This window comes from Serratia sp. (in: enterobacteria) (assembly GCF_051654945.1).
Lineage (GTDB): Bacteria > Pseudomonadota > Gammaproteobacteria > Enterobacterales > Enterobacteriaceae > Chania.
Genome location: NZ_JBOFZA010000118.1, coordinates 652,180 through 663,208, shown reverse-complemented (window position 1 = coordinate 663,208; position 11,029 = coordinate 652,180). Strand labels below are relative to the sequence as shown.

Sequence of the window (11,029 nt, the reverse complement as noted above, 5' to 3'; positions counted from 1 at the left end):
TATGGGTCGAAAATGGAAATATCCCCTCACCCCAACCCTCTCCCACAGACGGATCGAGAGCAGCATAAGCCCCTGTTGGAGGGAGAGGGGGCTGGTCCGGCGTCGTGGGTGAGCCTGTGCGGCTGCGGAAAGAATGGGGATTATCAACGGACGCGATCGGTTCCCTCTCCTGGGGGAGAGGGTTAGGGTGAGGGGGTATCACCAGGGCCTCAGCGCGCCAGATGATAAATGCTATAACCCGTCGCAGCACCCGCCACATCCCAGGCAAAATCCTTCCAGCTCCAACCCGTGCCGCCTTCCCGGCTGTCATACAATTCCTTCGCCGCACCCAAGCCAATCGAAAATAGCAGGCCAAAACTGCGGCTGCGCGCCTCATTCCAATTCTGATGATCGCCATAGGCAGCCCCGGCTGCCGCAAAGGCAGCGGAAGCGACAAAGTGCTGAGCCTTATCTTTACCGGTCCAGCTATCATTAGCCATATGAGTGCAGCCACTGGAAAACAGCAGCACTTGAAGGAGGATAAGCAGGCGGAGTGGACGCATAGTGAAAACATCCTGTCTCAATATGTACAAAAAAGCCCGGCAAGCCGGGCTGTGTGCAGACGTTAATTATAGCGAGATTACAGTATACGGCTAATCAAGCGATCGATACGGATCCGACGTAGACGGCGGATCAGCTTGCGTACCTTGACCGGATACTCCTGAATGGTTTGCAGCTCGAGATAGTGACCCACCACCGTGGTATGAGTGCGAATAGTCTCCAGCTCTTTATGGCGCTGTTCTTGCATCTCGTGCTTGGGATCGTGGAACAGGATGGCATTCTCCAGATCCAGCCGCCAGGCGCGCGGATTGAGGTTGTTACCGGTGATCAGTTGCCACTCATCATCGACCCACATTCCCTTCAGGTGATAGCTGTTATCACCGTCTTTCCACAGGCGTACAATCAATTGGCCGGTATCAACATAGCGTTGCAGGCGGCTCAGGAAGCGGCGCAGGTTGATTTCGTAGAGGTAAGGCAGAGCGCCGATAATCTTGAACGGCTGATCTTCAGGAATGTAGAAGTCATTGGCCGTTTTGTCACCCACGATAATCTCTACCTGTTTCCCTTGGCGCAGCAGGTAAATGATGTTGCGCACCAGCAGGGCCGGCAGGTTGAAATAAGGTGTGCACAGCGTCAGTTTCTGATCGGTGCTGGACATCAGGTGATGAATGGTCTTGTTCAGAATGCTCTGTTTGCCCAGGCCGACTAACGGGGTGACCGCGAGTTCGTCATTACTGGCGTTACCCTGAAATTGATAGGCAGCCCGGCGCAAGCCAAAGCGGAACATGCGGGTTTCGTTCTTGATCTCGGGGCTTTTCGGTCTGTCAGCACGATCGAGACGTTGCACGGCACCTGCGGTTAACAGATGCTGTTTGATGTAATCGCACAGGGTTGATGCCAGCAGTTTGTTGGTGATCAGTTGATAGCGATCGTAACGATACTTCTCATGCTGATGCAGATAGACATCATTAATACTGGCACCGCTGTAGATCACGGTATCGTCAACGACAAAGCCCTTCAGATGCAGTACGCCAAGTGCTTCACGGGTATTGACCGGAACACCGTAAATCGGCACGGAAACCTGCGGGTGCTGTGCTGCCATAGCGCAGTACCAGTCGGCATTGGTGTTGGCCGCTGCCGCGCCGATACGCCCACGCTGAGCACGATGCCAGTCCACCAATATGCAAATCTCCAGCTCAGGGCGCTGTTGCTTGGCCTGATAGAGTGCATTGAGGATGTCGCGGCCCGCGTCGTCATGCTCCAGATAGAGTGCTACCAGATAAATGCGGCTTGTTGCGTTAGCGATCGATTCCAGCAGCGTTGCCCGGAAATCAGCCGGCGCATAAAGGGTACGGACATCAGCAACCGTCTGGGGGAGTTTGGGCAGTTGTGCAAGGTGTTGTTGATGTTTGCTACGTTTAAATTTTGACAACATCACAGTGCGCTTCTTCTCTCATATTTGGATGGCCGGAACGCCACTTTCATGAATACAATTCTTCGAACAATCGGGCGATAATACCACTAGTTGCCCCGATTGTGCGTATGTTTTGCGGTTAAGTGGTGGATTCGTATTACATTGCGACAGCGGTCACGGCGTCTTCTGCTCCTGCAGCGGCAGGGTTAAATTGACAATCCCTTCGTCAATTTGTACATCCACCGTGAACCCCAGCTTTTGTGCCAAGGTGACCATTCCGCGGTTATTCGGCATGGTAATGCCGGTCAGGCGGATCAGACCTTGCGCGCGGGCATAGCCGATCATTTTCATTAACAGCTGTCGGCCCAGGCCCAGCCCTTTCAGATCGGAACGCACCAACACGGCGAATTCAGCGTCGGTATTGTCTGGATCTGACAGCGCGCGTGTTACGCCAATGATCTCTTCGCCATCGCGTACCGCCACGAAAGCCATCTCTCGATCGTAGTCGATTTGGGTCATGTTAGCCAAATCGTCGTGGCTAAACTCGTTGATCTCGCTAAAGTAGCGGTAATAGAGGTCTTCCTTGGTGACGCGGTCGATAAAGTGTTTCAGGGCCGGTTCATCCTCCGGCAGGATCGGGCGGAACAGGCATTGTGAACCATCTTTTAATTCAATGGTTTCTTCCAGCTCATGGGGATAAGGGCGGATCGCCAACCGTGCCTGCGGATCGCCACTGAAAGGCGTTAGCTGCATGGAAACATCCAGCAGGGTAAATTCGCTGCCGGAGGCTAATACCGGATGAATATCGAGGCGTGAGATCTCCGGGCAGTCGAGGATCAGGTTGGAAACCTGCACCAGCAGACGGCTCAGGCCTGGAATATCAAGCGGCCGTAACGCACTGCGACCACGGATCTTACCCCCTTTCACCGCCTGCAAAACCAGATAACGCGCCAGCGCCATATTCAACGGCGGCAGGGCAACGGCGACCTGGTTTTCCTTGCGCCATTCGATGCCGCCTTCGCCCAGCATGATCAGTGGGCCGAAGGTCGCGTCCTGCTCGACGGCAATCCTCAGCTCCTGTGCTCCGGCACGGTTGGCCATGCTTTGTACCAACAGGCCATGGATGCGCGCCTGCGGGTAAGTCCGCTTCACCCGATCGAGGATCGCTTCCGCCGCGCGTTGCACCTCGGTGGCGGTACGCAAATACAGCATGACCCCTTGTACCTCGGATTTGTGCGAGATATCTGGCGAGCGCAGTTTCAGCGCGACCGGATAGCCAATCTGTTCGGCAATATGTACCGCTTCAGCACTATCACCGGCAATCCAGGTTGGCAGCGTGCTGAGGCCGTAAGCCTGCAATATCGGCTGTACCTCATGGGTATCCAACTGGCTGGCCCCTTCGGCCAATGCCTGCTGGATCAACTGGTGCGCGGCGGCGGTATTGGCCGTCAGCCCAATAGGAAGCACCGGGGTTTCTTTCAGCTGTTTCTGGTTACGGCGGTATTCCACCATATGCATAAACGCGGTGACTGCCCCTTCTGGCGTACGGTAGGTGGGGATCCCTGCCTCGGTAAACTGGCGGCGTGCCTCTTGGGACGAGTATTCGCCACACCAGTTGGTTAGCAGCGTGATGCGTTTACCGCGCGGGTGCTGGCGGATAGCTTCGATGAGCCGTTCGGCAGTCTCTGTGCCCGGAGAGGCGGCGCTAGGGGCATGGATCAGCAGCAGAGCGTCGTAGTCGTGGCTGTCGAGCAACGGTTGCAGGGCTGCCAGATAACGCTTGGGGGTCGCATCATCACGCAGATCGATGGGATTACCTGGCCGAATAAATTCCGGTAGGGCGGCACTCAGCTTCTCCTGCGTTTCCTCAGTCAAAGTGGCCAACTTACCGTTGCGGGAGAGGAGTTCGTCCAGAGCCATGGCGGCCGGAGCCGCGCCGTTGCTGATTATCATCAACCGCTCGCCACGCAACGGGTGCATGTGGCTTAAGGTTTCGACGGCAGAAAACAGCTCGTGAGTATCCTGCACGCGCAGCAAACCGGCACGCTGGATGGCGGCATCATAGGCGGCATCCAATCCTTGCTGGCTGTTGAGTAATAGCTGTGCCTGCTGACTGCGGCCGCTCTTGATCACCAGGATCGGTTTATTGCGTGAAGCGCTACGGGAAGCGGAAAGGAAACGCCGCGCGTCGTTGATGTTTTCCAGATACAGCAGAATGGCGCTGGTTTTGCTGTCGCGGGCCAGGAAGTCGAGCAGGTCATCGACGTCGATATCCAGGCTATCGCCCAGCGCGATAAAGTAGGAGAAGCCAACCTCCCGCTGTTGCGCCCAGTCGAGAATGGTATTGGCCACGGCGGCGGACTGGGAGATAAACGCCAGCTTGCCTTTCTGGATCGGCATCGGGGAGAAGCTGGCGTTGATACCTTGCCAAGGTGCCAGCAGCCCGAGGCTGTTTGGCCCCAGAAGGCGCATTGAGTAACGTTGCGCAGTGGCCTTCAGCTCGGCGAATTGTTCCACGGGGGAGGAGAGCACGATGGCGGTTTTGCAGCCGCGCTCGCCCAGGGCTTCTATCAAGGCCAGGTTACGCTGGGCGTTGGTACAGAGCACGGCCAGATCGGGGGTTAATGGCAGGCTGGCTACATCGGGATAAGCCATCACGCCACAGACTGCCTTATAGCGCGGCGTTACCGGCAAGATCGGTCCGGTAAATCCCCCGGCCAACAGATTGCGCATCATCAGGTAGCCAGCACGGCCAGGCTGTTGTGAAGCGCCGAGCACGGCAATCGATTTGGGACGTAATAGCGCTTCTAACCCTCTCTGGCTCATGTTGTCGCTCCTGCTCCTGATCGGTTTGCCTGCAACAGGCAATTTGTCGTCTGATTTTAGGCGCTTTTTGTCAGATTTGCTGTGACCGGTGCCTCTGGGCGGTGAGGTTTACCGGCCAGATACTGTTCGCGGAAGTAATTGAAATGTTGGCTCAGCCCGATTGCGGCCTGTTCATCTCCCGCCTGTTGTAACAGAGCTGCGGCCACTTCTGCCGTACAGTGCTGTTCGGGGCGGCTGGCTTCACGCAACAGATAGCCCGATGCGGCCAACACGTTCAGTGAAAACACCGGGAACGAATTCAGATAGGGGCTTTTACGGAACATCTTGCGCGCTTCCGACCAGGTGCCGTCGAGCATGATAAATAACGGCGGTTTGCCACCGGCGGGCAGGGTGCTTACTACTGGGCGATCGGGATCGGCATACGAAGCCGGGAATACCACGTAGGGTTGGCGAGTGGGATCGCTAATGGCAGCCAGCAGGCCCGGATCGATTTCGGTACGCGACCAGGGAAACGCTTGGGTATCGGGCAGGATATCGGCGATCAGACGGCCGGTATTGCTGGGCTTCAATGGCTCTGCACCGAACATGATCAGGCAGAAGCGGCTGTTGGCCTGTTGCGGTTTGATGGTTGCGCACAGGCAGTTTTGTTGCGGCAACAAGCAGCCCTGACAGCGCACGGCGCGGCAACCCCGGGCCAGAAACGGGCGGGTAGCGCGGTCTAAACGATCCTGGCGCAGGCGAAGTACGGCGTTGTCAGTCATAACTATCCTGAAAAACCGCTATTGTAGCGCAGAAAAAAGCCCGGCGGGAGAGGCGCTCGGGCTTTTGACTTTAGCTGATACCGTCAACAACTGGCGGCATAGTAAGCACTTTTGCGTTAAACTAGCTCGTTAAGCCAGTTATCAAACGGTGCTTTCGGCATCGCGCCGTTGAGCATATCGACCATCTTGCCCTCGCGGAACACCATGATGGTAGGAATGCTGCGGATGCGGAAGCGGGCGCTCAACTCGGGTTCGGCTTCGGTGTTGATCTTCACGAAACGCACTTTGCCAGCGCGCTCTTGTGCCACGTCTTCAAAGATTGGCGCAAAGCTGCGGCACGGACCACACCAAGGGGCCCAAAAATCGACCACGATCGGCAAGTCGTCTTGCAGGAGTTGGTCCAGCGTGGCGGCGGTGGCGTTAATCACTTCACCGTCGAACAATTCATGGCCGCAGCGGCCACATTTAGCTCCATCTGCCAGACGTTCTTCCGGCACGCGGTTGGTGGCGTTACAAGCTGCACAAACTGTATTCATGATGACCTCTGGGGGTTGACGCAGCGCTTGAGCTGCGAATATACCCGTCGTCTTTCAAGCTGCAGCGTTGTTACCTGCACTTGCTCACCCCAGTCACTGACTAAAGTAAGCTCCTGGGGTGAGCAAGTTTGTCGCCACACTGTGCTGTACACGGATGTACAAATGCCGCGAGCGCAAGGACGCGCAGGAGCGGCCAACTTGAAATCCATAGGGTAAATGTATATTTATTGTTGCTTATTATCGGTAAAAGTAGGGCATTCGACCAAGTGGTTTGTTCGATGAATTTGATAGATGCTAGCTTTTAGCGCAAGTTGGTGGCTTAGCGCACCAACATCAGGTAATCTTCGCGCCCTGCGCGTTGGTGGAGAAGACAATGAACGATTCATTTAGTGGCAAGAACGGTAAAGTTAAAGTGATGTTCGTCCGTAGTGACGACGATAGCGGCGACAACCGTAACAAGAATAAACGACCTGACGGCAAAGGCCGCCCGGCTGACAATGCACGCTCTGGCCGTGCCGGTCAGGATAAGGCGCGCGGTGGTGACCGTCGGGGTGCCGATCCTCGCCGCAGCAGTGATAGCGATCGTCCTCGCCGCCCGGCGCGCACCGAAGACAGCGGTGGCTATGAGTCACCGTGGAAAACCGTGTCCCGCCCTCCGCAGGAAGAACCGGCGTTCGACCATGGTGGCATCAGCGGCAAAAGCTTTATCGATCCCGAGCAACTGCGTCGCCAACGTGCGGAAGAAACCCGTGTATATGGTGAGAACGCCTGTAAGGCGCTGTTCGCCAGCCGCCCAGATGCTATTGTCCGCGCCTGGTTTGTGCAGTCCGTCACCCCACGTTTTCGCGAAGCGCTGCGCTGGATGGCGGCTAACCGCAAGGCTTACCATGTGGTGGATGAAGAGGAACTGGCCAAAGCGTCCGGTACCGAACATCATGGCGGCGTCTGCTTCCTGATTAAAAAGCGCCAAGGTCTGGATGCGCAGGCTTACCTGCAAAACGCACCGGCCAAAGATTGCGTGCTGGCGCTGGAAGAAGTGGGCAACCCACATAACCTGGGCGCGATCGTTCGTTCTTGTGCGCACTTTGGCGTGAATGGCGTCTTGCTTCAGGATCCTGCGGTGTTGGAATCCGGTGCCGCAGTGCGTACGGCAGAAGGCGGGGCAGAACATATCAAGGCAATCAATGCCGATGATTTCCTCTCCGTGCTGGATACGTTCCGCAAAGCGGGTTACACCATCGTGACCACTTCCAGCCATAAAGGCACGCCGTTGGCGCAGGCTACACTGCCTACCAAAATGGTGCTGGTGTTGGGCCAGGAACGTGATGGCCTGAGTGATAGCGCCTGGCAGCAAGGTGACATGAGCGTGTCTATCGGCGGTACTGGCAAAGTCGAAAGCCTGAACGTCTCGGTAGCTACCGGTATTCTGTTAGCCGATTGGTGGCGTCAGAACCAGGCGTAATCTGTTACGCAATAAAAGCTTGTTCGATTGCAGACAAAGCCCTGGCCGTAAGGTCAGGGCTTTTATCTATGCGACTTAATATGTCTGCAACGCCCTTAAAAATCAGCTTTCCCAGTTTTCTCAACTTTCATGTTGTCGGAAAATTTCTTTTGTGTCGCATAAAAGCTGCCAAGGGTAAAAGCTTTCAGCTGTTGATCCGTATCAGCCCGGCACGAAGCGCTGTCGCAAGCAGCATTGATTATCCCAAAAGTTACGGCCTTTTGTTTCATATCAAATTTGGCCTCTTCAAGACTGTTTTTTCCCATAGCGACCACACATCCAGTCACAATGGCCTGAGCTTTTTGCTCGTTCATGCGCAGTATTGTGTCATTGACGAGCTTGCTGTACCCATCATTGTTATACACATCGGCGGCGAACTCGCGGCATTCATCATAATACGGACTGGTTTTGACTTCTGTGTAGGCCGGTATTTTCATGGCAGCACAGCCCACCATACCAAGGCTTAATGCTGCAATCAGCGTTTTTTTTATCATGCTTTTAGCCCAGAGGTTCCATGTTAGAAAAGTTTATAAGTTCAACTCATATCCATTCTGGCACTGCGGCATTATTGTTGTCTTTTATGTACCTAAGATCCATAAAAATAGGGTGATGGGGAAATCATTATTCAATGCTATGGGGCGGTCCATTTTTGAACCGCCCCATATCACAGTAGATCCTTCGTCACTTCCACTGGCGTTTACGGGAATGACTCAATCAGTGGGCTCCGCCTCCGCCGCCCCCGGAACTGAATGGTGGTTTGGCGAACCACACCAGTGCCAGCAGGACCAGGAACACGCTCGCCGATAGCCAGAATATCTCGTTGGCCGAGATGATCAGCCCCTGCGCGGTGATCTCGTTGGCGATAAACCCCGAAGCCTGCTGCTTGGTCATGCCTAGCTGCTCCAGCTTGCTGTACATCTCCTGCGATTGTGGGTTGAACGGGTTCACAAACTCGCTCAGCTGCGAGTGGTGCATCGCTTCCCGGCTGGTCCACAGCGTGGTGGTGATCGAGGTGCCGATAGAACCCGCCAAGGTACGGGTAAAGTTCGACAGGCTCGATGCTGCCGCCATGCGCTCCGGCGGCAACCCGGAGAGGGTGATGGTCGTCAGCGGCATAAAGAAGCAGGCGATGGCGAAGCCCTGGAAGAACTGCGGCCAGGCAGAAGCGCCAAAATCCATCCCCGGTTCAAACGTGTAGGCGCGCCAGTAGAAGCATACGGCATACATGATGAAGCTGAATGTCACCAGACGGCGCATATCCAGCCGGTTACCGAAGCGGCCGATAATCGGCGACAAGATCACCGGCAGCAGCCCGATTGGCGCAGACGCCAAGCCCGCCCAGGTGGCGGTGTAGCCATAGACCTCCTGTAGCAACTGAGGCAGCAGCACGATCGCCCCGAAATACAGCATGTAGGCCAGGCTGATACACAGACAGCCGATGGTAAAGTTGCGTGATTTGAACAGTGACAAATCCACCACCGGGTGATCGTCCGTCAGCTCCCAGACGATCAGGAACACCAGCGCCACCACGGCCACTACGGTCAGGACAATGATCTCGGTAGAGTTGAACCAGTCCAGCTCCTTGCCCTGATCGAGCATGATCTGCAACGCACCGATCCCCACCACCAGCAACACCAGCCCGACGGTATCGATCGGTTTGATCTCGGTTTTGGTCTCCCGGCCTTTCAGCGTCGACATTGCTACCAGGATCACGAACAGCCCGATGGGGATGTTGATAAAGAAGATCCAGCCCCAGTGATAGTTATCGCTGATATACCCGCCAAGGATCGGCCCGAAAATCGGCGCGACGATCACGGTCATCGACCATAGCGCCAGGGCCATCGAACGTTTGGCAGGGGGATAGTTATTCAGCAACAGACTCTGTGATAGCGGGATCAACGGCCCGGCCACCACGCCCTGGATCACGCGGAAGAAGATCAGCATGCCCAGGCTGTTGGAAATTCCACACAGCCAAGAGGCCAGGGCGAACAGCGCCGTGGACCACAGGAACAGGCGAACTTCACCCACGCGTTTCGCCAACCAGCCGGTGATCGGAATGGAGATGGCGTTGGCCACCCCAAACGAGGTGATCACCCAGGTCCCCTGCGAGTTGGAAGACCCGAGGTTACCCGAAATGGTCGGTATCGCCACGTTGGCAATGGTGGAGTCCAGCACCTGCATAAAGGTCGCCATGGCGAGCGCGACCGTCATCCAGGCAAGCTGGGCACCTTCAAGCGGTTTTTGTGCCAAGGTAGCCTCCCGCTCGCTTAACCGGCGTTTGCATGGATCACATCGGCGATCATCTGATTCACCGGTGCCAGATCCAGCGCCAGCGCGCTGGTTTCAAACAGCGGTTTTTGACGGACCGTATCGGAGAGCACCAGGCCATCCAGATTGGTGGTATCGACTTTTACCAGCGTAGAAAGACCGATACGCAGGGGATGCTTGGCAACCTGTTGCGGATCCAGTTCAATTCGCACCGGTAAACGTTGCACCACTTTGATCCAGTTGCCGGTAGCATTCTGTGCAGGCAGCAGAGAGAACGCGCTACCCGTACCCATATCGATACCTACAACTTTGCCCTGGAATACCACATCGTCACCGTACAGGTCACTGACCACGGTGGCCGATTGGCCGATACGCATATTGGCGATCTGCGTTTCTTTAAAGTTGGCGTCGACCCAGACATGATCCGGCGCTACGACGGCCAGCAGAGGCGTCCCTGGGGAGATTTGTGCCCCTACCTGCACGCTGCGGCGTGAAACGAAGCCGGTGATAGGGCTGACGATACGGGTACGTTGCAGCGCCATCCAGGCATCGCGCATCTGTGCGCCAGCTTGCAGAATGGCGGGTTGTTTATCCAGCGGCGTATTGAGCACCATCGCCTGATTGGCATTGTATTGCTGTACCGCGACTTCCAATGCCGCCTTGGCATTGTCTACCGCGTCACGGGCGTGTTGCAGCTCTTCACGGCCAATGGCATCGGCGTTGCCCAGCACCACGCGGCGCTTGAGGTCATTTTCTACCTTGCTCAGGTCGGATTTGCGCAGCGCAATGTTTGCTTGGTACTGCTTACCGTTGATCACCAACTGACGCGTTTGGCGCACGCTGTTGGCCAGCGCGGTTTTGGCCCGCTCAAACGCCTGTTCGGCGTCGGTTGGATCCAGCGTTAACAGCACATCCCCTTTACGCACAAAGTCGGTGTTATCGAAGGTGACGCTGTTCACACTACCGGACACCTGGGCCATGATCTGTACCTGATTACCGGCCACGTAGGCATCGTCGGTCTCTTGATGATGACGTAACACCAGGAACCAATAAACTAAATAGGCCACCCCAATCACGATAAAAATAAACGTCAACAGCAGCAGCCAGAATTTACGCTGCCGCTTTTTGCCAGTCGGTTGCTGCGGGGCTTGAGTTTCCGCGCTTGCACTCATGGTATTCTCCA

9 protein-coding genes are annotated in these 11,029 nt (G+C 55.9%); 1 reads left to right on the top strand and 8 read right to left on the bottom strand.

Going from position 1 to position 11,029, the window contains the following annotated elements:
* Positions 1-209 precede the first annotated feature (209 nt).
* From ACRDCA_RS28475 to trxC, 5 genes are all read right to left on the bottom strand, one after another.
* Positions 210-542: a YfiM family lipoprotein gene (locus tag ACRDCA_RS28475; protein ID WP_438692499.1), complete on the bottom strand. Its 333-nt coding sequence runs from the start codon at positions 540-542 to the stop codon at positions 210-212.
* A gap of 77 nt (positions 543-619) precedes the next feature.
* The gene (pssA, locus tag ACRDCA_RS28470; RefSeq protein ID WP_438692498.1) at positions 620-1,975 is read right to left on the bottom strand and encodes a CDP-diacylglycerol--serine O-phosphatidyltransferase; all 1,356 of its coding nucleotides are present in this window, start codon (positions 1,973-1,975) and stop codon (positions 620-622) included.
* A 153-nt stretch (positions 1,976-2,128) separates the two neighbouring features.
* Entirely contained in the window at positions 2,129-4,780 is a 2,652-nt protein-coding gene (locus tag ACRDCA_RS28465; protein ID WP_438692497.1) for a bifunctional acetate--CoA ligase family protein/GNAT family N-acetyltransferase, read from the bottom strand.
* A 56-nt stretch (positions 4,781-4,836) separates the two neighbouring features.
* Entirely contained in the window at positions 4,837-5,541 is a 705-nt protein-coding gene (locus tag ACRDCA_RS28460; protein ID WP_438692496.1) for a tRNA-uridine aminocarboxypropyltransferase, read from the bottom strand.
* Between the two features lie 116 nt (positions 5,542-5,657).
* Complete coding sequence (trxC, locus tag ACRDCA_RS28455; RefSeq protein ID WP_438692495.1) at positions 5,658-6,077, bottom strand: thioredoxin TrxC; 420 nt, start codon at positions 6,075-6,077, stop codon at positions 5,658-5,660.
* A 373-nt stretch (positions 6,078-6,450) separates the two neighbouring features.
* On the opposite strand from trxC, the gene ACRDCA_RS28450 reads away from it, so the two are divergent.
* Positions 6,451-7,539: a tRNA/rRNA methyltransferase gene (locus tag ACRDCA_RS28450; RefSeq protein ID WP_438692494.1), complete on the top strand. Its 1,089-nt coding sequence runs from the start codon at positions 6,451-6,453 to the stop codon at positions 7,537-7,539.
* A gap of 95 nt (positions 7,540-7,634) precedes the next feature.
* On the opposite strand, the gene ACRDCA_RS28445 is transcribed toward ACRDCA_RS28450, so the two are convergent.
* The 3 genes from ACRDCA_RS28445 to emrA form a co-directional block, all read right to left on the bottom strand.
* Complete coding sequence (locus tag ACRDCA_RS28445) at positions 7,635-8,072, bottom strand: hypothetical protein (RefSeq protein ID WP_438692493.1); 438 nt, start codon at positions 8,070-8,072, stop codon at positions 7,635-7,637.
* Positions 8,073-8,292: 220 nt separating this feature from the next.
* Positions 8,293-9,828, bottom strand: a complete 1,536-nt coding sequence (gene emrB / locus ACRDCA_RS28440) for a multidrug efflux MFS transporter permease subunit EmrB (protein ID WP_438692492.1) — start codon at positions 9,826-9,828, stop codon at positions 8,293-8,295.
* A gap of 17 nt (positions 9,829-9,845) precedes the next feature.
* Entirely contained in the window at positions 9,846-11,018 is a 1,173-nt protein-coding gene (gene emrA / locus ACRDCA_RS28435) for a multidrug efflux MFS transporter periplasmic adaptor subunit EmrA (RefSeq protein WP_438692491.1), read from the bottom strand.
* Positions 11,019-11,029 lie beyond the last annotated feature (11 nt).

What these genes read in the sequence shown, in the direction of transcription:
- ACRDCA_RS28460 (WP_438692496.1), bottom strand. Translation starts at nt 5,541, where the DNA reads ATGACTGACAACGCCGTACTTCGCCTGCGCCAGGATCGTTTAGACCGC.
- pssA (WP_438692498.1), bottom strand. Translation starts at nt 1,975, where the DNA reads ATGTTGTCAAAATTTAAACGTAGCAAACATCAACAACACCTTGCACAA.
- trxC (WP_438692495.1), bottom strand. Translation starts at nt 6,077, where the DNA reads ATGAATACAGTTTGTGCAGCTTGTAACGCCACCAACCGCGTGCCGGAA.
- ACRDCA_RS28475 (WP_438692499.1), bottom strand. Translation starts at nt 542, where the DNA reads ATGCGTCCACTCCGCCTGCTTATCCTCCTTCAAGTGCTGCTGTTTTCC.
- ACRDCA_RS28465 (WP_438692497.1), bottom strand. Translation starts at nt 4,780, where the DNA reads ATGAGCCAGAGAGGGTTAGAAGCGCTATTACGTCCCAAATCGATTGCC.
- ACRDCA_RS28445 (WP_438692493.1), bottom strand. Translation starts at nt 8,072, where the DNA reads ATGATAAAAAAAACGCTGATTGCAGCATTAAGCCTTGGTATGGTGGGC.
- ACRDCA_RS28450 (WP_438692494.1), top strand. Translation starts at nt 6,451, where the DNA reads ATGAACGATTCATTTAGTGGCAAGAACGGTAAAGTTAAAGTGATGTTC.
- emrA (WP_438692491.1), bottom strand. Translation starts at nt 11,018, where the DNA reads ATGAGTGCAAGCGCGGAAACTCAAGCCCCGCAGCAACCGACTGGCAAA.